Source organism: Stenotrophomonas sp., assembly GCF_032056425.1.
Lineage (GTDB): Bacteria > Pseudomonadota > Gammaproteobacteria > Xanthomonadales > Xanthomonadaceae > Stenotrophomonas.
Genome location: NZ_DAMBCN010000015.1, coordinates 1 through 23,272, shown reverse-complemented (window position 1 = coordinate 23,272; position 23,272 = coordinate 1). Strand labels below are relative to the sequence as shown.

21 protein-coding genes are annotated in these 23,272 nt (G+C 68.4%); 10 read left to right on the top strand and 11 right to left on the bottom strand.

Annotated features, from left to right (window positions below):
* The first annotated feature begins 27 nt into the window (after positions 1-27).
* The gene (locus tag RTY46_RS11310) at positions 28-915 is read left to right on the top strand and encodes a LysR family transcriptional regulator (protein ID WP_312708453.1); all 888 of its coding nucleotides are present in this window, start codon (positions 28-30) and stop codon (positions 913-915) included.
* Here RTY46_RS11310 and RTY46_RS11305 read toward each other — a convergent pair.
* Entirely contained in the window at positions 884-1,351 is a 468-nt protein-coding gene (locus tag RTY46_RS11305) for a DUF1456 family protein (protein ID WP_312708452.1), read from the bottom strand. The genes RTY46_RS11310 and RTY46_RS11305 overlap by 32 nt on opposite strands.
* Positions 1,352-1,435: 84 nt before the next feature.
* Here RTY46_RS11305 and RTY46_RS11300 point away from each other — a divergent pair, with 84 nt between their 5' ends.
* Complete coding sequence (locus RTY46_RS11300) at positions 1,436-1,915, top strand: hypothetical protein (protein ID WP_312708451.1); 480 nt, start codon at positions 1,436-1,438, stop codon at positions 1,913-1,915.
* 158 nt (positions 1,916-2,073) lie between these two features.
* Positions 2,074-2,823 (top strand): SDR family NAD(P)-dependent oxidoreductase, encoded by a 750-nt coding sequence (locus tag RTY46_RS11295; protein WP_312708450.1) that lies wholly within the window; start codon positions 2,074-2,076, stop codon positions 2,821-2,823.
* A 133-nt stretch (positions 2,824-2,956) separates the two neighbouring features.
* On the opposite strand, the gene RTY46_RS11290 is transcribed toward RTY46_RS11295, so the two are convergent.
* The 4 genes from RTY46_RS11290 to RTY46_RS11275 all read right to left on the bottom strand — a co-directional run bounded on the left by RTY46_RS11290 (position 2,957) and on the right by RTY46_RS11275 (position 7,059).
* A complete protein-coding gene (locus RTY46_RS11290; RefSeq protein ID WP_312708449.1) occupies positions 2,957-3,844 on the bottom strand; it encodes an SPOR domain-containing protein in 888 nt (295 codons plus the stop codon).
* 22 nt (positions 3,845-3,866) lie between these two features.
* Positions 3,867-5,555 (bottom strand): arginine--tRNA ligase, encoded by a 1,689-nt coding sequence (gene argS, locus RTY46_RS11285; RefSeq protein ID WP_312708448.1) that lies wholly within the window; start codon positions 5,553-5,555, stop codon positions 3,867-3,869.
* Between the two features lie 103 nt (positions 5,556-5,658).
* On the bottom strand, positions 5,659-6,363 hold the full coding sequence (gene radC / locus RTY46_RS11280; RefSeq protein WP_312708447.1) for a DNA repair protein RadC: 705 nt from the start codon (positions 6,361-6,363) through the stop codon (positions 5,659-5,661).
* 69 nt (positions 6,364-6,432) lie between these two features.
* Positions 6,433-7,059 carry a response regulator transcription factor gene (locus tag RTY46_RS11275; RefSeq protein ID WP_312708446.1) on the bottom strand — a complete coding sequence of 209 codons (627 nt, stop codon included), beginning with the start codon at positions 7,057-7,059 and terminating at the stop codon, positions 6,433-6,435.
* Positions 7,060-7,286: 227 nt separating this feature from the next.
* Between RTY46_RS11275 and coaBC the strand changes: the two genes are divergently transcribed.
* Genes coaBC through RTY46_RS11260 form a run of 3 tightly spaced genes read left to right on the top strand, consistent with a single transcriptional unit; the run spans position 7,287 to position 11,374 of the window.
* A complete protein-coding gene (coaBC, locus tag RTY46_RS11270) occupies positions 7,287-8,549 on the top strand; it encodes a bifunctional phosphopantothenoylcysteine decarboxylase/phosphopantothenate--cysteine ligase CoaBC (RefSeq protein WP_108751921.1) in 1,263 nt (420 codons plus the stop codon).
* Positions 8,546-9,019: a dUTP diphosphatase gene (gene dut / locus RTY46_RS11265; RefSeq protein ID WP_312708444.1), complete on the top strand. Its 474-nt coding sequence runs from the start codon at positions 8,546-8,548 to the stop codon at positions 9,017-9,019. The genes coaBC and dut overlap by 4 nt, the downstream gene beginning before the upstream one ends.
* A 12-nt stretch (positions 9,020-9,031) precedes the next feature.
* The gene (locus RTY46_RS11260) at positions 9,032-11,374 is read left to right on the top strand and encodes a phosphomannomutase/phosphoglucomutase (RefSeq protein WP_312708442.1); all 2,343 of its coding nucleotides are present in this window, start codon (positions 9,032-9,034) and stop codon (positions 11,372-11,374) included.
* 125 nt (positions 11,375-11,499) lie between these two features.
* Here the strand turns inward: RTY46_RS11260 and RTY46_RS11255 are convergent, their stop codons facing one another.
* From RTY46_RS11255 to pyrE, 4 genes are read right to left on the bottom strand one after another with little or no spacing between them, the layout of a single operon-like run.
* Entirely contained in the window at positions 11,500-12,204 is a 705-nt protein-coding gene (locus tag RTY46_RS11255; RefSeq protein WP_312708441.1) for a response regulator transcription factor, read from the bottom strand.
* Positions 12,194-14,863 carry a sensor histidine kinase KdpD gene (locus RTY46_RS11250; RefSeq protein WP_312708439.1) on the bottom strand — a complete coding sequence of 890 codons (2,670 nt, stop codon included), beginning with the start codon at positions 14,861-14,863 and terminating at the stop codon, positions 12,194-12,196. Before RTY46_RS11250 ends, RTY46_RS11255 begins: the two co-directional genes overlap by 11 nt.
* A 41-nt stretch (positions 14,864-14,904) precedes the next feature.
* Entirely contained in the window at positions 14,905-15,552 is a 648-nt protein-coding gene (locus RTY46_RS11245) for a hypothetical protein (protein ID WP_312708437.1), read from the bottom strand.
* A 16-nt stretch (positions 15,553-15,568) separates the two neighbouring features.
* On the bottom strand, positions 15,569-16,228 hold the full coding sequence (pyrE, locus tag RTY46_RS11240; protein ID WP_108755187.1) for an orotate phosphoribosyltransferase: 660 nt from the start codon (positions 16,226-16,228) through the stop codon (positions 15,569-15,571).
* A 163-nt stretch (positions 16,229-16,391) separates the two neighbouring features.
* Here pyrE and RTY46_RS11235 point away from each other — a divergent pair, with 163 nt between their 5' ends.
* The 3 genes from RTY46_RS11235 to RTY46_RS11225 all read left to right on the top strand — a co-directional run bounded on the left by RTY46_RS11235 (position 16,392) and on the right by RTY46_RS11225 (position 18,799).
* Entirely contained in the window at positions 16,392-17,192 is an 801-nt protein-coding gene (locus RTY46_RS11235; protein WP_312708436.1) for an exodeoxyribonuclease III, read from the top strand.
* A complete protein-coding gene (locus RTY46_RS11230; RefSeq protein WP_312708434.1) occupies positions 17,189-18,493 on the top strand; it encodes an MFS transporter in 1,305 nt (434 codons plus the stop codon). The genes RTY46_RS11235 and RTY46_RS11230 overlap by 4 nt, the downstream gene beginning before the upstream one ends.
* A gap of 75 nt (positions 18,494-18,568) precedes the next feature.
* Entirely contained in the window at positions 18,569-18,799 is a 231-nt protein-coding gene (locus tag RTY46_RS11225; protein ID WP_108751450.1) for a hypothetical protein, read from the top strand.
* 38 nt (positions 18,800-18,837) lie between these two features.
* On the opposite strand, the gene RTY46_RS11220 is transcribed toward RTY46_RS11225, so the two are convergent.
* Together RTY46_RS11220 and RTY46_RS11215 are read right to left on the bottom strand one after the other, a co-directional pair.
* Positions 18,838-19,965, bottom strand: a complete 1,128-nt coding sequence (locus RTY46_RS11220) for an anhydro-N-acetylmuramic acid kinase (protein WP_312708432.1) — start codon at positions 19,963-19,965, stop codon at positions 18,838-18,840.
* Between the two features lie 66 nt (positions 19,966-20,031).
* Positions 20,032-21,504 (bottom strand): peptidoglycan DD-metalloendopeptidase family protein, encoded by a 1,473-nt coding sequence (locus RTY46_RS11215; protein WP_312708431.1) that lies wholly within the window; start codon positions 21,502-21,504, stop codon positions 20,032-20,034.
* 168 nt (positions 21,505-21,672) lie between these two features.
* Here RTY46_RS11215 and tyrS point away from each other — a divergent pair, with 168 nt between their 5' ends.
* Positions 21,673-22,884, top strand: a complete 1,212-nt coding sequence (gene tyrS / locus RTY46_RS11210; protein WP_108761015.1) for a tyrosine--tRNA ligase — start codon at positions 21,673-21,675, stop codon at positions 22,882-22,884.
* Positions 22,885-23,272 lie beyond the last annotated feature (388 nt).

Genomic DNA, 23,272 nt, shown 5'->3' with positions numbered 1-23,272 from the left:
CCTGTCATCTGGAAATGAGATACCTTGGTGAATCTGAAGCAGATGGAGTTTGCCGTGGCCCTGGCCGAAGAAGGCAACTTCACCCGCGCTGCGGCGCGCTGCCACGTGGTGCAGTCGGCCCTGAGCCACCAGATCGCGCGTCTGGAACAGGAACTGGGCACGCCGCTGTTCGAGCGCCTGCCGCGCCAGGTGCGCACCACGGAGGCTGGCGAAGCACTGCTGGTGCATGCAAGGCAGGTGCTGGCCAGCCTGCGCCGGCTGCGTGCCGACGTGGCCGCGGTCAGCGGCGAGGTGCGCGGTTTACTGGCGATCGGCCAGATTTCCTCGCTGAGCGATATCGACGTGGTCGCCTTGCTCGCTGCCTTCCAGCACGCACACCCACAGGTGGAGTTCCAGCTGCGGGTGGACAAGAGCGAGACGCTGATCGAGCAGGTACAGGCGCGCGTGCTGGATGTGGCGCTGGTTGGCTTGGCGCCGTCGGCGCAACTGGATGGGGTGTGCCAGCAGGTGCTGCTGGAAGAGGATCTGGTGGCGGTGCTGGCGCCCGGCCATCGGCTGGCGCGCCGGCGGCGCCTGGCGTTGGCCGACCTGCAGGACGAACCGCTGGTGGACTTTCCCCACGGCACTGGCGCGCGACGGCAGACCGACGATGCGTTCGCCGCGGCGGGGCTGCCGCATGCCGTGCGTTTCGAGGTCAACCTGATGGAACTGGTGGAACGTTTCGTCCGCCAGGGCCTGGCCATCGGCATCGTGCCGGTGTCGATCGCCGCCGGTTTCCAGCAGGTGGTGCAGGTGCCGCTGCAGCCCACGCCCTCGCGCCGCGTGCACCTGGTCTGGCAGCGCCTGCCGACGCCGGCCGCGCGTGCCTTTGTGCAGGCCGTGCTCAGCCGCGCAGGCGCAGACTCAGGCCCTTGAGGAAGTTGCGCAGCATCTGGTCCAGGCAGCGCCGGTAATTGTTGTGCCCAGGCTGGCGGAACAGCGCGCCCACTTCCGATTTGGACACGCGGAAACCGACGCTGGCGAAGATCTCCATCAGATCCACGTCGCGCAGCTGGAAGGCCACGCGCAGCTTCTTCAGCACCAGGTTGTTGTCGATGCGGGTTTCCACCGGGCGCAGCGGCTGGCTCTCGTCGCGGCCGCGCAGGTGCACGATCAGGCCATCCAGGAAATGCGCCAGTGCACCGTCGTTCATCGGCGCGAAACCGGCTTCGTCATCGCGCCGCAGCCAGGCCTTCACCTGTTCGGCATCGACTACGAACGCCGGGTCGGCCAGCTGGCACAGAGCCACCACGTGGTGGTCACCCAGGTCCAGCGAATAGCGCACGCTGCGCAGTACATCGTTGTTGATCATGGCCTATTGTACCGGGGCGGCGCCTGTCACCGGACTGTCACTGGATTGCAGCATCGTGGGCGCTCCCCTGCACAGGTCCTCGCGATGCGCCGGTTCGCCCTCTCCGTCCTGCTGGTGGCCAGCAGCTTCAGCGCCGCCGCCCAGGCACCCTATGTACCGCTGGAACAACGGCTGAGTGCGGCCCAGTTGGCCGAGGTGGGGCTGAGTCCGGCACAGCTGCAGGCGCTGAACCGCGTGCTGCGCCAGGCCCAGGACGGTGGGCCAGTCGTTGCCCGCGCCGCCGCCGCGCAGGTGCCGGCGGGCGTGCCCGCGCCAGCGGCCATGCACCTGGGGCTGGAAGAAGGCCCGGTCAGCGCGCGGCTGGTGGGCGAGGTGGCCGGCTGGGCCCCCGGCACCGTGTTCACCCTGGACAACGGCCAGCAGTGGCAGGTCATGAAGGGTCAGATGACGTTGCGCGCGCCGCTGCAGGCGCCGCAGATCGAAGTGATACCCGGCATTGCCGGGCGCTGGTTCCTGCAGGTGGATGAAGACCTGCCCAAGGCACGCGTGTTCCGCCTGCGCTGAACCGGCGGAGTCCGTGCCGGGGTCGGATCCCTTTGCCGAGGGCAAAGGGCTCTGACCCCGGCACGGCCCCAAGCCTGACCAACCCGGCCTGATCGGGCAACGCAGGCACCGGCCGAGGGTGCAAGAATGGGGGTCTGGTTCCCCACGGAGTTGTCTGCATGACCCGCACCGTCCTCATTACCGGCGCCACGTCCGGCTTCGGCGCCGCCGCCGTCCATCGCTTCGCCCAGGCCGGGTGGAAAGTGATCGCCACCGGCCGCCGCGGCGAACGCCTGCAGCCACTGGTCGACCGCTACGGCCAGGACGTGGTGCACGCGGCAGTGTTCGACGTGCGCGATCCGGTGGCCATGGAAGCCGCGCTGCTGGCCCTGCCGCCGGCCTTCGGTGACATCGACCTGCTGGTGAACAACGCCGGCCTGGCGCAGGGGACCGCGCCGGCGCAGAGCGCCAGCCTGCAGGATTGGACCACCATGATCGACACCAACATCACCGCGCTGGTCACGCTCACCCACCGTCTGCTGCCACTGCTGGTACAGCGCAAGGGCGCGATCATCAACATCTCGTCGGTAGCCGGCGTCTATCCGTACCCGGGTGGCAACGCCTATGGCGGCACCAAGGCCTTTGTCAGCCAGTTCTCGCTGGGGCTGCGCTCTGATCTGCACGGCACCGGCGTGCGCGTGACCACCATCGAGCCGGGCATGGCCGAGACCGAATTCACCGTCGTGCGCACCCATGGCGACCAGGCCGCCTCGGACAAGCTGTACAGCGGCGCAAACCCGATGACCGCCGAAGACATCGCCGAACAGATCTTCTGGGTGGCCACCCTGCCGCCGCACCTGAACATCAATCGCCTGGAACTGATGCCGGTCAGCCAGTCGTTCGCCGGCTTCCAGGTCGCCCGCGGGTAATCTGTAGAGTCGAGCCATGCTCGACTGTCCCATTGCCTTCGTAGAGTCGAGCTTGCTCGACTGATTTCAACAGCAGTCGAGCACGGCTCGACTCTACAAAAGCAGAAAAGCCGGGCATTGCCCGGCTTTTCATTTACTGCGCCTTGATCGCCATCGCCTGCAAGCCGGTGCCATCCAGCTTCTGCTTGGCCTCGGCCAGTTCGCCGGCACTGCCATATGGCCCCATGCGCACGCGGTACACGGTCTTGCCGTTGATCTGCGCCGACTCCACGCGGGCCGCCAGGCCCATCATCGCCAGCTTGGCCTTGGTGGCTTCGGCATCGCCGGAAGCACCGAAGGCGCCCGCCTGCAGGATGTAACGCGTGTTGTCAGCCGCGGCGGCGGCGGCCGGTGCGGCAGCCGACTGCGAGGCCACCGTTTCGGTACGTGCCGGCGCTGCCGCCGGCGGGGTGGCCGGTGCCGCTGCGGGACGCTCGCTCAACGGGGCCGGCAACGGACGTTCGGTGGCGGTCACCGCGGCGGTGCTGGCCACGCTGGCCGTTGCCACCGGTGCCACCGGTGCGGCCGCAGGGGCCGCCGCCGGGGCCGCCGGCACCGGCTTGCCTTCCAGCGCTGCCTGCGCGCGCTGCGCCTCGGCCTTCGCCCGGCGCTGCTCTTCCGCACGCGCACTGGCGGCCAGCTCAGCGTCGGACATCTCCACTTCCTTGCCCGGCAGCAGGGTGTAGAAGTCGTACTGGGTGGCCGTCGGCTTTTCAGGTTCCGTCGGCTTGGCAGCCGCCGCCGGCGTGGCCGGCTGGCTGCCCACATCGGCGTCGGCATCGGCCACCGGCGCCGGCTGCGCGTTCGGGTTCGGCTGCGGGCCGGCGCGCAGGAAGCCGTCGCCTTCACCCTTGAACAGGTTCGGCGCCGCCAGGAACACGACGGCGGCGATCGCCACACCGGCCACCAGCCACACCCATCCGGGCGTGCCCTGGCTGCTGCTGTTGCGTCGGGCCTGTGTCTTGCCGCGTCGTGCTGCCATGTCTACTGCTTCTCCGGAGCGATTACATTTTTTCCGGGGCGCTGACGCCCAGGAGGTCGAGACCGTTGGCCAGCACCTGCCGCGCCGCGTTGGCCAGGGCCAGGCGTGCGTCCAGCTCGGACGGGTCCAGTTCAAGGATCTTCTTGCTCTGATACCACGTGTGGAACGCGTGTGCCAGTTCGCGCAGATACTGCGCCACCAGATGCGGTTCCATCAGGGTGCCCGCCGATTCCACCACTTCCGGGTAGCGCGACATCTCCACCATCAGCCACAGCGAGGCTTCATCGTCCAGGCGGGTCAGACCAGCCACGCCGGCGCTGGGCGAGTGGGTGATGCCCTTCTCCTGCGCCTGGCGCAGCAGGCTGCAGACGCGGGCATGCGCGTACTGCACGTAGAACACCGGGTTGTCGTTGCTCTGCTGGCGGGCCAGGTCGATGTCGAAGGTCAGCTGCGAATCGGGCTTGCGCGCGATCAGGAACCAACGGGTGGCATCACGGCCGGCTTCGTCGATCAGGTCGCGCAGGGTGAAGTAGCTGCCGGCACGCTTGGACAGCTTCACTTCCTCGCCGCCGCGCATCACCGTCACCATCTGGTGCAGCACGTACTCGGGCCAGCCCTGCGGAATGCCCACTTCCATGGCCTGCAGGCCGGCGCGCACGCGTGCCAGCGAACCGTGGTGGTCGGCACCCAGTTCGGTGATGGCGCGTTCGTAGCCGCGCTGCCACTTGGACAGGTGGTAGGCCACGTCGGGCACGAAGTAGGTGAAGGTGCCGTCGGACTTGCGCATCACGCGGTCCTTGTCGTCACCGAAGTCGGTGCTGCGCAGCCACAGTGCGCCGCCTTCCTCGTAGGTGTGGCCCGAGGCCTGCAGCTTGGCCACCGCTTCGGCCACCTTGCCGTCGGCGTACAGCGAGCTTTCCAGGAAGTAGATGTCGAAATCCACGCCGAACGCGGCCAGGTCCAGGTTCTGCTCGTTGCGCAGGTAGGCCACGGCGAAGCGACGGATGGCCTGCAGGTCGTCCGGGTCCTTGGCGCCGACCACGGTGGTGCCTTCCAGGTCGACGCTGGCGCCGGCCATGTAGGCGCGGCCCACATCGGCGATGTACTCACCGCGGTAGCCACCTTCCGGCCAGCCGTCCTGGTCGGGGGCGATGCCCTTCACGCGGGCCTGGGTAGACAGCGCCAGATTCTCGATCTGCACGCCGGCGTCGTTGTAGTAGAACTCGCGCTTGGCATTCCAGCCATTGGCATCAAGCACGCGGGCAATGCAGTCGCCGATGGCCGCCGCGCGGCCGTGGCCGACATGCAGCGGGCCGGTCGGGTTGGCCGAAACATACTCCACGCCCACGGTGCGGCCGTTGCCGGACAGATTGCGGCCGTAGTCCTGGGCTTCCTTCAGCACCAGCGCGGCTTCGCGCTGGTAGGCGGCCGGGGCCAGGTGGAAATTGATGAAGCCAGGGCCGGCGATCTCGACCTTGCTGACATCCTCGCTGCGCGGCAATGCCTCGACCAGCGCCTGCGCCACCGCGCGCGGATTGCTGCGCGCGGCTTTGGCCAGCAGCATGGCGGCGTTGGTGGCGAAGTCGCCGTGTTCCCGGGTCTTCGGGCGCTCGACCACGAAGTCCGGCGTCAGGGTGTCGGCGGGCAGGGTGCCATTGGCGCGCAAGGCTTCGATGCCTTGGTTGATCAGGGCGCGGAGGAGATTTTTCACGAGGCCTGCTGTGAGAATGAGCGGCGGAATCGTCCATTTTAGCGCAGATGCCGCTCTGGTCGCTGGCTGGGGCCCCGTTGTGAGGAACGGCTGGCCTGTGCGTTCAGCCATGCGGGCGCGCGCTCGGCTTCGGCAGGAGGCCTCGTTCAGCAAATGAAACGGGCCGCCCTTCGCCCACAACGAAGTGGTCCAGCAGTCTGACGTCCACCATGGCCAGGGCCTGCTGCAGTTCACGGGTGATGCGGGTGTCGGCGGCCGACGGCTCCGGGTCCCCGGAAGGGTGGTTGTGGCTGAGGATGACCGCTGCGGCGTTGTGCAGCAGGGCCCGGCGCACCACCTCGCGGGGGTAGACCGGCGCCGCATTGATCGTGCCCTGGAACAGTTCCTCGCAGGCCAGCAGGCGATGGCGGTTGTCCAGGAACAGCGCCATGAAGACTTCCCGGGCCTGCCCGCGCAGCCGGTGCTGCAGGTAGCGGCCCACCGCCGAAGGGTTCTCGCCCACGCAGTCGCCCTGTTGCAGTTCGGCGGCCAGATAGCGGTGGGCCAGCTCCAGCCCGGCGGCCAGGGCGCAGCTGCGCGCCGGCCCCAGCCCCGGCAGGCGGGTCAACTCGCTGGCCGGGCGGTCCAGCAGCACGCGCAGGGGGCCATGGGCCTGCAGCAGGTCACGGGCGGTCTGTACTGCGTCACGGCCGCCGAAGCCCGAACCCAGGAACAGGGCCAGCAGTTCGGCGTCGGACAGTGCCGCCGGGCCGCGGGCCAGCAGTTTCTCGCGGGGGCGTTCGTCAATGGGCCAGTCGTGGATGGTCATGGCCCATTCTGGCCGTGCACGTTTTTTGCCCCCATCGGCGCTTCCCGCGCCCTGGTGTGGGGCCAGCCCTCAATTGCGCCTGCGCTGCAGGTAGTCGTACAGCTCCTGGTTGCTGTGCAGGCCCAGTTTCCGCTTGGCCTCGGCCTTCTGCCGGCTGATGGTCTTGGCGCTGCGGCCACTGTAGTCGGCGATGGCGTTCACACTCAGTCCGTCCGCCAGCAGCTGCAGGACCTCCTCTTCCCGCGCCGACAGCGGCGAGGGCTCACGCTGGAACAGCAGGTCGCGCGACTGCAGGTGCCGCCGCAGCTGCTGCGAAACGAACACCTGGCCGGCCATCGCGGCGTGCAGCGCCTGCGGTAGTTCGGCAAAGTCGGCGGTCTTGTCGACCAGGCCATGCACGCCGTCACGCAGCAATCCATCCAGCAGCCCGGGATGGCGCGCGCCGGTCAGCACCACCACCGGCAGCGCGGGGTGGCGTTCGCGCAGCGCTGCCACCAGTTCCGGACCGTCAGGCCCGGGGCCGGGCATGGCCAGATCGGTCAGCACGGCGTGGCAGCGGTGCTGGTTGACCAGCTGCAGCAGGCCTGCGCCATCACATGCGGCGCCGGCCACATCCAGGCTGTGGCCTTCCAGCACGATGCGGATGCCGTGCAGGACGACCGGGTGGTCGTCGGCAATGATGATGCGCGGGTGCACGGGGGGCTCCTGGGGAATACAAACGGCGCACGCGGCGTGGCCACCTGTGATTCTGCAAACACCGCAGGCGTGCAGGTATAGGAAAGTTCCGAATCGAACAATGGTCGATCCGGATGTTCATGTGGTCATAACCCTATGTGCTGATAGCGGGCCGCTATGTGCGCGATGCACCGGGAGGCCACCGCCCTTCGGGTAAGCTAGCGCCCTCGTTTGCACAGGATTTCCAGGTGGCTGATTCTCCCAACGCCTCCCCCGCGCCGGCCCGCGCGCTGGCGGGCCAGAAACTGCTGTTGTGTGTGGGTGGTGGCATCGCCGCGTACAAGGCCCTGGAACTGGTGCGGCGCCTGCGCGACGCCGGCGCCCTGGTGCAGGTGGCCATGACCGCCGGTGCACAGCAGTTCGTCACCCCGCTCAGCTTCCAGGCGCTGTCCGGGCAGCCCACGCGCACCACGCTGTGGGACAGCGCGGCAGAGCAGGCCATGGGCCACATCGAACTGGCGCGCTGGGCCGACCGCATCGTGGTCGCCCCCGGCACCGCTGATCTGCTGGCCCGCCTGGCCCACGGCCACGCCGACGACCTGGTCAGCACGCTGTGCCTGGCCAGTACCGCACCGCTTACCGTGTGCCCGGCCATGAACCATCGCATGTGGCTGCACCCGGCCACCCAGGCCAACATCGCGCTGCTGCGCCAGCGCGGCGCGCAGGTGATCGGCCCGGTGGATGGCCCGCTGGCCGAAGGCGAATCGGGCCCCGGCCGGCTGGCCGAACCGGGCGACATCGTGGCCGCGCTGGCCGCCGTGGGTGCTCCGCCGGTGGCCGAGGCCGCGCCGGAAACCCGCGCGCTGCAGGGCCTGCGCCTGCTGATCAGTGCCGGCCCGACCTATGAAGACATCGACCCGGTGCGCTACGTCGGCAACCGCAGCAGCGGCAAGATGGGCTTCGCCCTGGCCGCAGCGGCCGCCACGATGGGCGCCCAGGTAGTGCTGGTCAGTGGCCCGGTGCAGCTGCCCACGCCGCCCGGCGTGCAGCGCGTGGATGTGCGCTCAGCCGCGCAGATGCGCCAGGCCGTGCTGGACGCGTTGCCGGCGGACATCTACATCGGTGCCGCCGCCGTGTCCGACTACACCCCGCGCCAGGTGGCTGCGCAGAAGCTGAAGAAGACCGCCGACAGCCAGTCGCTGGTGATCGAGCTGGTGCGCACCCCGGACATCCTGGCCGAAGTGGCCGCGCAGACCCAGGCCCTGAAGCTGGTGGTCGGTTTCGCCGCTGAGACCCACGATGTGGAGAAGTACGCGCGCGGCAAGCTGGTCGACAAGCGCCTGGACCTGGTCATCGCCAACCAGGTGGGCATCAGCGGCGGCGGCTTTGAAAGTGACAACAATGCGGCCACTGCCTTCTGGCAGGACGGCGAACAGGTATTCCCGGCCACCAGCAAGCGCGAACTGGCCGAACAACTGCTGGCGCTGATCGCGCGGAGGCTTACGGCATGACCCAGACGTTTTCCCCGCAGCCGCTGCAGGTGAAGCTGCTTGACCCGCGTTTCGGTGACAGCTGGCCGTTGCCCGCCTACGCCACTGAAGCCAGCGCGGGCCTGGACCTGCGCGCGGCGCTGGAAACGGCGCTGACCCTGCAGCCCGGCGACACCGCGCTGGTCCCCAGCGGCCTGGCCATCCACATCGCCGATCCCGGCCTGTGCGCGGTGATCCTGCCTCGCTCGGGCCTGGGCCACCGCCACGGCATCGTGCTGGGCAACGGCACCGGCCTGATCGACGCCGATTACCAGGGCCCGCTGCTGATCAGCGTCTGGAACCGCGGCCGCGAAGCCTTCACTATCGAACCGGGCGACCGCATCGCCCAGCTGGTCGTCGTTCCGATTGCCCGCGTCAGCCTGCAGGTGGTGGATACTTTCACCGACAGCGTGCGGGGAACGGGTGGATTCGGCCATACCGGGGTGCGTTGACGGGGGAGATCAATGAGCGGCAATGGGGAAGCGAAGCAGGCGAAGTCATTGAGTCGGGGGGCACCGCTGCTGGGCGTGCTGCTGGTGCTGCTGGCCGGCTGGTTCGGCTGGAGTGCCGTGCAGCAGTGGCGGCAGGCGGCCAATGGCGAGGCCGTGGAAGCTGCCCGCGACCAGGCCCTGCAGGGGCTGCAACAGGCCGCCGCCGGCCAGTTGCAGCAATTGCAGAAGCACCTGCAGAGCGACCGCGTGCAGCAGGCGCTGCAGGCCGGTGACGCCGCCGCGGCCGCGCTGGCGCTGCGCGAAAGCTGGACCGGCGTGGAGCAGGTGGATGTGCTCGGCGCGGACCTGACCACCGCTTACGCCGACATGCCGGCGTTCGGCTATTCGCGGCTGGCGCTGCTGGAATCGGCGCTGGCCGACGGCAAACCGGCCCTTCGCGTGGTACGCGATGCGGGCGGTAACCGCCTGGGCCTGGCCGCCGCTGTCGAGCTGGGCAGCGCCGGTCCGGCCGTGGCCTATGTGCGCCAGCCGCTGCTGCGCCTGACCGCGCCGCTGGACCAGGTGCGCACCCCCGCCGATGGCTTCCTCGCCCTGCGCCAGGGCGGCCATGACATCGTGGCCCAAGGCGATACCGCACTACGCGAAAGCGCTGAAGCGCTGGCGCGTCCGGTGGCCGGCACCCCGCTGCGGCTGGCGGCGGCGGTTCCCAACATCGAGGCCGGCCCACTGGGGCTGGGCGCGCTGGGCTGCGCGATCGTCGCGCTGCTGCTGCTGTTCATTGCCGTGCTGCTGGTGGTGGGTCGCAACCGCCTGCCGAAATCCCTGCCGCTGCGCCGCAGCGCCGTCAGCGAAAGCGAACAGGGCCCGACCCTGCGCGAGAGCCTGCAGATGTCTGCCCCGCCGCCGTTGCAGGCCACTGCCGGGGAGGACGACCCCGCCGCACCGGCGCCGGTTCCGCCGGTGGCGCTGGCGCCAGGAATCTTCCGCGCGTACGACATCCGCGGCGTGGTTGGCAGCGAACTGAACCCGAAGACCGCGGCCCTGATCGGCCAGGCCATCGGTACGGTGGCGCTTGAACAAGGCCTGCGCGAAGTGGTGATCGGCCGCGACGGCCGCCTGTCCGGCCCGGAACTGGCCGCCGCCCTGGCCGAAGGCCTGCGCCGCGCCGGCTGTTCGGTCATCGATATCGGCCTGGCCGCAACGCCGTTGGTCTATTTCGCCGCCTTCCATCTGCGCACCGGCACCTGCGTGGCCGTGACCGGCAGCCACAACCCGCCCGAGTACAACGGCTTCAAGATCGTCATCGGCGGTGAAACCCTGTCCGGTGATGCGATCACCGATCTCTACCAGCGCATCAGCGAAGGCCGCCTGCAGCAGGCCGCCACGCCAGGCGACTACCAGCAGCGCGAGGTTGCCGCCGACTACATCCAGCGCATCGCCGACGACGTGCAGCTGGACCGCCCGCTGAAGGTGGTGGCCGACGCCGGCAACGGCGTGGCCGGTGCGTTCGCGCCGCAGCTGCTGGAAGCCATTGGCGCGGAGGTCATTCCGCTGTACTGCGATGTCGATGGCAGCTTCCCCAACCACCATCCTGACCCGAGCGAGCCGGCCAACCTGGAAGACCTGGTGCAGACGGTCAAGCGCTTCGGCGCCGATCTGGGCGTGGCCTTCGACGGCGACGGCGATCGTCTGGGCGTGGTTACCGGCGAAGGGCGCATCATCTACGCCGATCGCCTGCTGATGCTGTTCGCCGCCGACGTGCTGATGCGCAACCCGGGTGCGATGGTCATCTACGACGTGAAGTGCACCGGCAAGCTGTCCGATCACGTGCTGCGCCATGGTGGCAGCCCGTTGATGTGGAAGACCGGCCATTCACTGATGAAGGCCAAGATGCGCGAGACCGATGCCGAGCTGGCGGGCGAGATGAGCGGTCACTTCTTCTTCAAGGAACGCTGGTTCGGCTTCGATGACGGCCTGTACGCCGCCGCCCGCCTGTTGGAAATCCTGGCCCAGCGCGAAGAAGCCCCCGATCAGGTGCTGGCTGAACTGCCCGAGACCGTGGCCACGCCGGAACTGAAGGTACCCGTGGCCGATGGCACGCCGCACGCGCTGGTGGCGATGCTGGTCGATGCCGCGCAGTCGCCGGAGTCGCCGTACACCGGCGGGCGCCTGTCCACCATTGATGGCCTGCGGGTCGACTTCGCCGACGGCTGGGGCCTGGTGCGGGCATCGAACACCACCCCGGTGCTGGTGCTGCGTTTCGAAGGCAACGACGAAGCCGCGCTGGCGCGCATCCAGGCGCTGTTCCGCAGCCAGCTGCAGACGGTACTGGGCGACACCCCGCTGGGGTTCTGATCGCTCTGGGCAGGTGCCGACCCTGTTGTGGTGGGTGCCGACCGTTGGTCGGCACACCTGCGCCGGTGGCCCATCCACGCATGGCGTGGATCTACCTGGTAGGTGCCGACCTTGGTCGGCACGCTTCACCCCTTGAACCTCAACCCCACGCCCGGCTCGGTGAACAGGTAACGCGACTCCAGCGCCGAATCACCCAGCTTGTGCCGCAGCTTGCCCACCAGAATGCGCAGGTAATGGGTGTCCTGCTGGTGCGTCGGCCCCCAGATTTCCTGCAGGATCTGTGGCTGGGTCACCACCCGCCCGGCATTGCGCAGCAGCAGCGACAGCAGGGCATATTCCTTGCGGGTCAGCGCCACGGGCTCGCCGTCCAGGGCCACTTCGCGGCGCACCAGGTCCACATGCAGATGACCGTCGTCGAACACCGGCGGCGTGCCATCGCTGGGCACGCTGCGGGCGCGCAGCAGCGCCCGGACCCGCGCCATCAGTTCCTGGGTGCCGAACGGTTTGGTCACGTAGTCGTTGGCACCGCTGTCCAGCGCACGCACCTTCTCGGCCTCGCCGGCGCGCACGGTCAGCATGATCACCGGTACCTGGCTCCACTGACGCAGCTGCTGCAGCACGTCGTGGCCTTCCATGTCGGGCAGGCCGATATCCAGGATCACCAGGTCCATGTCCTCGCTGGCCGCCAGCTGCAGGCCCTCCTGGCCGCTGGCCGCCTGCCGCACCTGGTAGCCCTGTGCACGCAGGCTGATGTCCAGGAAACGGCGGATCTGGGTCTCGTCATCGATCACCAGCACGCGCGCGGCCGGCACGCTGGCGTCAGGGGGCATCGGGCTCATCGGGGTCGGCAGGCGTCAGCAGGGGCAGGGTGATGCGGATCAGGGTACCGCGACCGTCGCGCCCCGGCAGCGCCTGCACGCTGCCGCCATGTGCACCGATCATGCCCTGGCAGATGGTCAGCCCCAGGCCGGTGCCATGGCGGCCGCGGTCGCCACGTTCCACGCTGTAGAACATGTCGAAGATGCGTGCGCGTTCGTCGCTGGGAATGCCAGGGCCGGCATCGATCACGTCGATCCGCAGCTGGCCGTCGGCCACGCGCGCCTGCACCTGCACGGCGGCGCCGGGCGGCGAGAACTTCGCTGCATTCTCCATCACGTTGAACACGGCCTGCTCGACCAGCGCCGGGTGCACCCAGATCGGCGCCAGCGTGGCCGGAATGTCCAGTTCCAGGCGCACCTGCGGCTGGTAGCGCTGCAGGCGCCGCGCGGCGGAGCCGATCAGCTCGTCCACGCCGATCCAGTCGCGCTGGATCTGCAGCCCCTCGTGGCCCAGCCGGGTCATGTCCAGCAGGTTCTGGATGTAGCGGTCCAGCCGTTCGCCTTCCACCTGGATGGTGTCCAGCAGTGCGCGCCGGTCGGCGCCGTCCATTGCGTCGCCGTAACTGGCCAGGCTGTCGGCCGAGCCGATCATCGCCGCCAGCGGCGAGCGCAGGTCATGCGATACCGAAGAGAGCAGGGCAGAGCGCAGGCGTTCGGTCTCGTTGTTCACGTGGGCCTGTTCCAGCTCGGCCACCAAACGCGTGCGCAGCACGGCCTGGGCGATGTCATCCACCATGGCTTCGGCCAGCTGGCGCTGCTCCGGCAGCAGCCGGGCATCGGCCAGGTACAGGCCGGCCACGCCCAGGGCCTGGGCGTCGCCATCCAGCAGCGGCAGGAACCACCACTGCGCGCCGGCCAGGGTGTCGGTGAAGCGGCCACTGGGCTGGCCGTGGCGCAGGGCCCAGTCGGCCGCCGCCAGGTCGGTAGCGCCTGGCAGTGGGCGGCCGCCGGTGGCGGTCCCGGTGCCAATGCGCAGCCACGCCGGCGCATCCATCGCCTGCTGCAGGGCCTGCCGACCGGCCTGCGCAACCTCGCCTGGCCCAGCGGCGCTGGCCAGCTGCCGCCCGAGCTGTTGGCGCGCACGCGCGTGGCGGTTGGCCGCACGCAGGGCAATCACCTGCATGCGCAGCCGTGATGCCAGGCGTCCGGCCACCAGGGCGGCGGCCAGGAACAGGAAGACGGTGATCACCCCTTGCCGGGCACTGATGGCAAAGGTGAAGCGCGGGGCGATGAACAGGAAGTTGTAGGCCAGGAAGCACAGGATCGCGGCCATCGCCGCAACGCTGGCGCGCGTGCGCGCGGCCACCAGCACCACTGCCACGATGAACACCATCGACAGGTCGGCCATGCCCACCCAGCGTTCGCCCAGCCACGCCACCGCGCATGCCAGCGCGGTGGCGATCAGCGCCTGCACGGGCTCGTAGCTGATGCCGCGCATCGGCGGCAGCAGGCCTTCGCGGCGCGAACGGGCGCGGGCCTGCGGCGTGCTGATGATGGTGATCTCGTAGTGTGCCCCGCGCTGGATCAGCTGCTGGGTCAGGGTGCGGTTGAACATGCGCGCCAGCGGCCGTTCGCGGGTACGGCCCAGCACCAGGGTCGATATGCCGTTGTGCGCGGCATGGTCCAGCAGGGCATCGGCAATGCTGGCGCCGTGCAGCAGCTCGGCCTCGCCCCCCAGCCGCCGTGCAAGTGCGAATGCGGCGTCGATCTCGCGGCGCGTGGCCTCGTCCTGGCGCCGGCCCTGCACGGTCACCACCGTCCACGGTGCATCGCGGCGTTCGGCGATGCGCCGCGCCACCCGCACCAGATACTCGCTCTGGCCGCCACCATCAATGGCCACCAGCACGCCGCGGCGCAACGGCAGGTTCGCTTCGCCGCGGGCGGCACGCGTTTCGCGCAGGCTGCTGTCCACGCGGTCGGCCGCTTCCTGCATCGCCAGTTCGCGCAGCGCGGTCAGGTTGGCCGGGGAAAAGAATGCCTGCAGTGCCTGCGCGGCCTGTTCGGGCACATGGACCTTGCCCTGCTGCAGGCGCGCAATCAGTTCGCGTGGTGGCAGGTCGACCAGCACGATGTCGTGCAGCCCATCCAGCACGCTGTCGGGCACGGTTTCGCTCACCCGCACCCCGGTGATGCGCATCACCAGGTCATTCAGGCTTTCCAGATGCTGGATGTTCACCGTCGTCCAGACATCGATGCCGGCCTCCAGCAGCTCCATCACATCCTGCCAGCGGCGCTCGTGGCGGCTGCCGGGCACATTGCGATGCGCCAGTTCATCCACCAGTGCCAGTGCGGGCCGGCGCGCCAGCAGCGCATCCAGGTCCATCTCGTGCAAAGTGTGGCCGCGGTAGGCCACGTCCTTCAGCGGCAGCTGCGGCAGGCCGTCCAGCAGGGCCTGGGTTTCGGCGCGGTCGTGGGTTTCCACCAGCCCCACCAGCAGGTCCACGCCACGGCGCTGCTGCTCCTGCGCGCGGGCCAGCATGGCGAAGGTCTTACCCACGCCCGGCGCAGCGCCCAGGAAGACGGTCAGCTTTCCACCGGCCTCGCGTTGCAGGCGGTTCACCAGCGCATCGGCCTGGCGGGTACGCGCATCAGGGGTTTGAGCCGCTGTCATGGTCACGGGTATGCGCGCGGCCTTTCCCGGCGCGGCGCACGTCAGCCTGCGGGCGTCAGCCCTTTCAGCTCACGGTAGCGCTGCAGAGTGGTCTCGATCTCGGCCTTCAGCGCCACCTGCTGCTGTTCGAAGCTGGCCTGCAGCCGCTGCTGCGAACGCAGCTGTGCGTGACGCTGGCGGATCAGGCCGGCCTGCTTGCTGGCCACAGCGGCGCCGGCCAGCTCGCGATCACCGGCCGCGCCCAACAGCGCCACCAGCGAATCGCGCAGGCTGGCCACGTTGTAGCGGGCGGTCTTCAGGTTGTTCTCCAGCACTTCCTGGCGCTCGCTGAACACGCGCCGCAGGGTGTCCTCATTGGAATAGGTCACCAGCATCGCCTGCTCGGTGCGCTGGCGGGTCAGCTCGGCCATCCTGTCCAGCTGGGTCTGTGCCGCCGCCGTGGACGCGGCGGCACGTTCCTCGTCGTTCAACGCACGCTCGACCTGGGCGTTACGCAGGCCGCTGTTCACATTGAACTCTTCGCGGGCGTTGTTGACCGCATCGGCCGGCAGCGCATCGCTGCAGATCCGTTCCTTGCCCTGGTTCCAGCAATACAGCTTCCTTTCCGCCTTGGCGCTGGCTTGCGCCAGGGCGGTGGCCGGAACCGCCAGCAGCAGGCCGGCGGCAACAATGGCAGGAACTCGGAACATGCGACCTTCCCCTGGGTCAGCGTGCGGAGCGGACGCCGTACTGGGCCCGATAGGCTTCCAGCGGCTGCCGGTAGCCCACAAGTTCCGGGTTTCCGGAGGCGAAATCAAGCAGATCGGCCAAGGTGGCCACGGCGATCACCGGAATGCCGGCTTCTTCGGCCACGGCCTGTGCGGCCGAACGGTGGTCGCTTTCCGAGGCGATCTCCTGGCGGTCCAGGGCCACCACGATGCCGGCCGGGGTGCCACCGGCGGCGCGGATGATGGCCATGGCTTCGCGGATCGCGGTGCCCGCGGTAATCACATCGTCCACGATCAGCACGCGCTTGCCGGTCAGGTCGGCGCCGATCAGCTGGCCGCCTTCACCGTGGTCCTTCACTTCCTTGCGGTTGAACGACAGCGGCAGGTCGCGGCCGCGCTGGGCCAGCTCGCAGGCCATGGCGGTGGCCAGCGGAATGCCCTTGTAGGCCGGGCCGAAGACCACGTCGTACTTGATTCCACTGGCGTCGATGGCATCGGCGTAGCATGCGCCCAGCTGGGCCAGCAGCGAGCCGGAGTCGAAACGGCCGGCATTGAAGAAATAGGGGCTCAGGCGGCCGGACTTCAGGGTGAACTGGCCGAAGCGCAGGGCATCGGCGGTCAGGGCCAGCTGCAGGAAACGGTGGCGATGGTCGCTCATCAAAACTCTGTTCATCATCATTTGGAGCACAAATCCTAATCCAGCTGGGCGTTTCGCGCTCGTCCGGCCGGCCGTGAAGGCCCGCCAGGGCGCTGTCGGCGGACTGCGCAGCCCCACGGCCAACCGGTATGCTTGCCCGGTTTCCCGCCGTAGGTTCTTCTGCATGCGCATCATCAGCTTCAACGCCAATGGCATCCGCTCGGCCGCCACCAAGGGCTTCCTCGACTGGTTCCGCGCCCAGGACGCCGATGTTCTGTGCATCCAGGAAACCAAGGCGCAGGAGGACCAGCTGACCGATCCGATGTTCCGCCCCGACGGCCACCACTGCTTCTACCGCGATGCCATCACCAAGAAGGGCTACAGCGGCGTGGCCATCTACAGCAAGCGCGAACCCGACCAGGTCATCACCTCGCTGGGCTGGGCCCCGTTCGACGATGAGGGCCGCTACATCGAGGCGCGCTTCGGCAATCTCAGCGTGGTCTCCTTCTATATTCCCTCCGGCAGTTCGGGCGACCTGCGCCAGGGCTTCAAGTTCGAAGTGATGGAGTGGCTGCGGCCGATCCTGGAAGAGTGGGCCCGCAGCGGCCGCGATTACGTCCTGTGTGGCGACTGGAACATCGTCCGTTCGGCGCTGGACATCAAGAACTGGAAATCCAACCAGAAGAATTCCGGCTGCCTGCCCGAGGAGCGCGACTGGCTGAATGCCCTGTGCGCCGACCATGGCCAGGTCACCGATGTCGCTTCCGGCCGCGGCTGGGCCGATGCCTACCGCCTGCTCAACCCCACCGGCGAGGACTACACCTGGTGGAGCAACCGCGGCGCCGCCCGCGCCAACAACGTCGGTTGGCGCATCGACTACCAGTTCATCACCCCTGGTCTGCGTGACCGCCTGCGCAGCTGCTCGATCTACCGCGACCAGCGCTTCTCCGACCACGCCCCGTTCACCGTGGACTACGACCTGTGAGTGAGGCTGCTGCGGCGCCCAGCTACAAGGGTTGGGCCGGCATCAAGCGCGCCTTCGGCACGCCGTCGGCACTGACCATGGCCCTGCTGGGCTTCGGCAGTGGCCTGCCGTTCCTGCTGATCGCCTCGCAGACCCTGTCCACCCGCCTGCGTGATGTCGGCCTGGACCTGGGCAGCATCGGCCTGATCAGCCTGGCCAGCTTCTTCTACCTGCTGAAGTTCGTCTGGGCACCGCTGCTGGACCGGTACGCCTTCCCGCTGCTGGGCCGGCTCGGTCGTCGCCGCTCCTGGTTGCTGGTGTCGCAGGTGGCGGTGCTGGTCGGCCTGGTGGCATTGGCGTTCGTGCGCCCCGAACAGGGGGTGTGGCCGCTGGTGGGCTGGGTGCTGGCCGCGTCCTTCGCCGGCGCCACCCAGGATTCGGTGGTCGATGCCTACCGCATCGAGATCGCCCCGCAGACCGCACAGGCTGCCCTGGCGGCCACCTATACTCTGGGCTACCGAATCGGCCTGATCCTGGCCGGCGCTGGCGCACTGTATCTGGCCCAGTTCGAAGGCTGGATCGTGGCCTATCTGGCCATGGCCGCGCTGATGCTGCTGCCGATCCTGGCCACGCTGTTCTGCCGCGAGCCTGACCGCCCGGCCAACGCGGTGCAGCGCCGCATCGACGTGGCGGAAGCTTTCGTACAGCCGATCACCAGCTTCTTCAGCCGCAACGGTATCGCCCTGGCACTGGGGCTGCTGGCCTTCGTCGGCCTGTTCAAGTTCCCCGACCAGGTGATCGGCGTCATGGCCGGCCCGTTCTATCTGGATTCGGGCTTCGACAAGGCCGACATCGCCACCGTGTCCAAGCTGTTCGGCGTGTGGATGGGCATTGGCGGCGCTTTCCTCGGCGGTATCGCGGTGGCTGCCTTCGGTTTCCGGCGCATGCTGCTGGTCGCCGCGCTGGGTGTGGCCCTGTCCAACCTGGCCTTCCTGCTGATGGCGCACAACCCCGGCCAGCTGTGGGCGTTCTATGCCGCACTCAGCGCCGACAACCTGTTCCAGGGCTTCGCCGGCACCGTGCTGGTGGCCTTCATGTCCTCGCTCACCGACCGCAATTTCACCGCCACCCAGTACGCGCTGCTGGTGTCGCTGGCCAACCTGCCGGGCAAGTTCGTCGGTGGCGTGTCCGGTTACATCGTCGAAGCCAGCTCATACAGCACCTTCTTCATGCTCAGCGCGGTCACCGTGCTGCCGACGCTGCTGCTGCTGGCCTGGTTATGGCCACGCATCCTGGACCGCGGGCCGCCGGCTGCACCCTGATTGCCTGCACGCCCCGGCTGCGGGATGATCGCCTCGTGCGCCGGGGGGGCGGTGCCTTGCGAACGGGGAGTGAGCATGGCTGACATAGTGCTGCGCGACGTCGATCCGCTGCTGCTGGAACGTATCCGGCGGGTAGCGGTCGCGCGTGGCTGGACCCACGAACAGACCTGCCAGGCGGTGCTGGAGCAGGGGCTGTTGAGCAGTGAACTGGAAGTGCGCTCAGGCTTCGGCGATCCCGAGGTGGATGCGTTGTCGGCGGCCATCGCCGCGCTGCAGGCCATGCCCGCCGGCCAAGGCTTCGATTAGGCCCTTTGTAGAGTCGAGCCATGCTCGACTGCCGTCCCTCACGCCAGGTGGATCGCCCCCAGGATCCGCGGCCCCTGCGCCCCGGTCACCGCCGGCAGGTTGCCCGGCAGTCCTTCCATCGTGCGCTGGGCCAGCCAGGCAAAGCCCATCGCTTCCACGTACTCCGGGTCCAGCCCATGCCGCGCGCTGGATTCAACCCGCACCCCCGGCAGCCGCGCGCCCAGCCGCCGCATCAACTGCGCGTTGTGCACGCCACCGCCGCAGACCAGCACCCGCCGCGTGCCCGGCTGCTGCGCCAGCAGCGCATCGGCCACGGTCATCGCGGTCAGCTCCAGCAGGGTGGCCTGCACATCGGCGGCACTGAACTGGCCTTCGCCCATGTGCGCTTCGGCCCAGGCCAGGTGGAACTGCTCGCGCCCGGTGCTCCTGGGCGGCGGCAGATCGAACCACGGGTCAGCCCGCCAGGCAGCCAGCAGGCTGTCATCCACCGCACCGCTGGCGGCAAACGCGCCATCGGCATCGAAGCTGCGGCCGGTGTGGCGCTGGCACCACGCATCCATCAGTGCATTGGCCGGGCCGGTGTCGAAGCCGCGCACCGCCCCCTGCCGGGGAATCAGGGTCAGGTTGCCGATGCCACCCAGGTTCAGCACCGCGCGGTCTTCATCGGCAGCGCCCAGCATGGCCAGGTGGAAGGCGGGCATCAACGGCGCACCATGGCCGCCGGCCGCCACGTCGCGGCGGCGGAAGTCGCACACGGTGGTGATGCCGGTCAGCTCGGCAATGCGATTGCCATCGCCCAGCTGCACGGTGAAGGCCGGTTCGGCCAGTGGCCGGTGGCGCACGGTCTGCCCGTGCGAGCCGATCGCCCGCACCTGCGCGCGATCCACGCTGGCCTCGTCCAACAGCTGGTTGGCCGCGCCGGCGAAGGCGATCGCGATGCGCGCATCCAGCTCGCCCAGTTCCTCCAGCGACTGCAGCGGGCCACCTTCGCCCAGCGCGACCAGGCGTGCACGCAGCACCGGCTCCCATCGGGCGGTCAGCCCGTGTACGAAGTGGCAGCCGCCGGCAACGGGGAACTGCACCAGTGCGGCATCGATGCCATCGGCGCTGGTGCCCGACATCAGGCCAAGGTACAGGGGGGCGTTCGGGTTGGCGGCGGCGTTCATGGCGGGCATAAAAAAAGGACGTGGCAAGCTTGTGCTGCCACGTCCTTGTTCGTCAACGCAGGGGGCTCAGCCGCGCTTGCGGGCCGGCGCCTTGGCGTCCTTGGCGCTGGCCACCTCGGTGGCGTCGGCCTCGCGGCTGGCCGGGGCCGGGCTGGCATCGGCGTAGATCAGCTTTTCCATGCCCTGGATACGCGCCATGGCCGGTGCGGTCTGCGCGCGGAAGGCCACCAGCTCGGCGCCCTTCAGCGGTTCCGGCGGCGGCATGGTCACCGTCAGCGGGTTGCGGTGCTGGCCATTCACGCGGAATTCGTAGTGCAGGTGCGGGCCGGTGGCCATGCCGGTGGAGCCCACGTAGCCGATCACCGTGCCCTGGGCCACGCGCTGGCCATTCTTGATGCCGGCAAAGCGCGACATGTGCCCGTACAGGGTGGTGTGGCCGCGGCCATGGTCCAGGATCACCACGTTGCCGTAGCCACGCTGCACGCCCACGAACTGCACGCGTGCATCACCGGCGGCCATGATCGGCGTACCGGTACGGGCGGCGTAGTCCACGCCCTTGTGCATGCGCATCTTGCCCAGCACCGGGTGCTTGCGGGCACCGAAGGTCGAGCTCAGGCGTGCGAAGGGAATCGGCATGCGGATGAAGCTCTTCTTCAGCGAACGGCCGTTGATGTCGTAGTACTCGGATTTGCCGTTGCGCTCGAAGCGGAAGCCCGAATAGGTCTTGCCGCCGGTGGTGAAGGTGGCCGCCAGGATCTTGCTGGTATCGACCTTCTCGCCTTCGCGCCAGGTTTCGTCCATCACCACGCTGAAGCGATCGCCCGGCTGCAGGTCCTTCGAGAAATCGATGTCGTACTTGAAGATGTCGTCGGTCATCGTCGCGATCGCCGACGGCGACAGCCCGGCACGGCGTGCCGCGGCATACAGCGAACTGGTGATCTCGCCACTGGTGACCACCGTGCGCGTGGACGTTTCGCGCTGGGTCACCTTCTCCTTGATGTCATTGCCGGCCAGGCTCAGCTCCACCCGGTGGTCGCCGTCGCGGTCGAAGCGGATGCTGCGCAGGTCGCCCGACAGCGGCATGTCGAAGGCGATCTCCGCGCCCGGCCGCAGCTTGGTCAGCGAATCGCGCGCGCCCGGGTGGTCCAGTACCCGGTGCAGGGTGCTGGCCGGAATGCCGGCCTGGTCGAACAGTTCGCTCAGGGTCTGGCCGCGCTGCACCCGCAGCACCTGCCAGCTGTCGCCGGGGGTCTGCTGCTGGCGCGCCTGCGCAAGCGGCGGCAGCGGCAGGGCCAGGCTGGTGTGGCTGTCGGCGTAGGGCGCATCGATGGTGTGCGAGAAGCCGGGAACGATGGTCGCCACCAGCGCGCCGATGGTCGCGAACAGGCTCGCGTGCATCCAGTGGCGGCGGGTCCAGCGCTCGTTGAAAGCGGCGGGAAGGTGTTGCCTGAGCTTCCGGTGCAGGGCGTTGTCGTGCAGGACGTGGAGTCGTTCCTGGAAGCGCTGCTTGCGTGCGCGCCCTTGGTCGGAATTGTGCATCAGCGGTGTTTTCCTGGCGGGCCCGGGAGCGCGGGCCTGTTCGGCGGTTACCATAGACACCTGAGAAAACCGCGTCAAACCCTTGTGCCTATTGGCTTTTGTGAAGCCAATCAGGTTAACTTGGCGTTAACACCCCACATAAGAAACGGCACTGCCGGGAGTAGTCACGTGTCCTCGATTGAAGAAGCCCTTGCCCTGATCGGCCGCGGAGCCGACGAGATCCTGAAGCTCGAGGATCTGCGTGCGCGCCTGCAGGAAGGCCGCCCGCTGCGCGTGAAGGCAGGCTTCGACCCCACCGCCCCCGACCTGCACCTGGGTCATACCGTGCTGCTGAACAAGCTGCGCCAGTTCCAGGACCTCGGCCATCAGGTCATCTTCCTGATCGGTGACTTCACCGGCATGATCGGCGACCCGTCCGGCAAGAGCCTGACCCGCAAGCCGCTCAGCCGCGAGGACGTGCTGGCCAACGCCCGTACCTATGAAGAGCAGGTGTTCAAGGTGCTGGACCGGGAAAAGACCGAAGTCCGCTTCAATTCGGAGTGGTTCGGCAAGATGGGCGCGGCCGACATGATCCGCCTGGCCGGCCAGCACACCGTGGCCCGCATGCTGGAACGCGACGACTTCGCCAAGCGCTACGCCGCCCAGCAGTCCATCGCCATCCACGAATTCCTGTACCCGCTGGTGCAGGGCTACGACTCGGTGGCGCTGGAAGCGGACGTCGAACTGGGCGGTACCGACCAGAAGTTCAACCTGCTGATGGGCCGTGGCCTGCAGGAACACCACGGCCAGAAGCCGCAGGTGGTGTTGACCATGCCGTTGCTGGAAGGCCTGGACGGGGTCAACAAGATGTCCAAGTCGCTGGGTAACTATATTGGTATCAGCGAGCCGGCCATCGACATCGTCACCAAGGCCATGAAGGTCGACGACGCCCTGATGTGGCGCTGGATCGAGCTGCTGTCCTTCGACATCAGCCAGGCCGAGGCAGTGTCGCTGCGCGAACAGGTCGCCGCCGGCACCCTGAACCCGCGTGTGGTGAAGCTGCGCCTGGCCCGTGAACTGGCCACCCGCTTCCACGACGCCGCAGCGGCCGAGCAGGCCATTGCCGGCTGGGAAGCCGCGGTGACCGGGCAGGGCGACATCACCCAGCTGCCGTTGCAGGACGTGGCCATTCCGGCCGAGGGCCTGCGTATTGCTGCACTGCTGACCGCCGCCGGCCTGACCCCCAGCAACTCCGAAGCCAACCGCAAGCTCAAGGAGCGCGCGGTGAAGGTGGACGGCGAGGTGGTGGAAGATGGCCAGCAGGTGCTGCAGCCGGGCTTCGAAGGCCTGCTGCAGGTCGGCAAGCGCACCTTTGCCCGGGTCCGTCTGATCGTTGCCTGACGGCCCTTGCTTTGCATATGCAGAGTCGAGCCATGCTCGACCGCTTTTGCTCTTCGCGGTATGCCCCCACGGGCGCGATGGATGAACGGATGCAACATCCGTTGAAAAAAATCGCCACACCCTCTTCACAAATCCTGTGGATGGGGGCATACTTCTCCTCCCCCGTCGCAGGGGTCGCCACCAAGGGGCTTCAGCGACAACAGGGCGCCCGCCACCAACGAACGAGATGATCGAACGAAGGTGTTGACAGACTGAAAAAGTCTGACATAATGGGCGGCTCGCTTCGAAGAAAACTTCGCAGCACACGGGAGCGGCGCTGAGGCCACTTCCCCTGATCTTTGAAAGTATGCGCAGGTATCTTGTGAAGGCGCCTGCAGGAAGGATGATT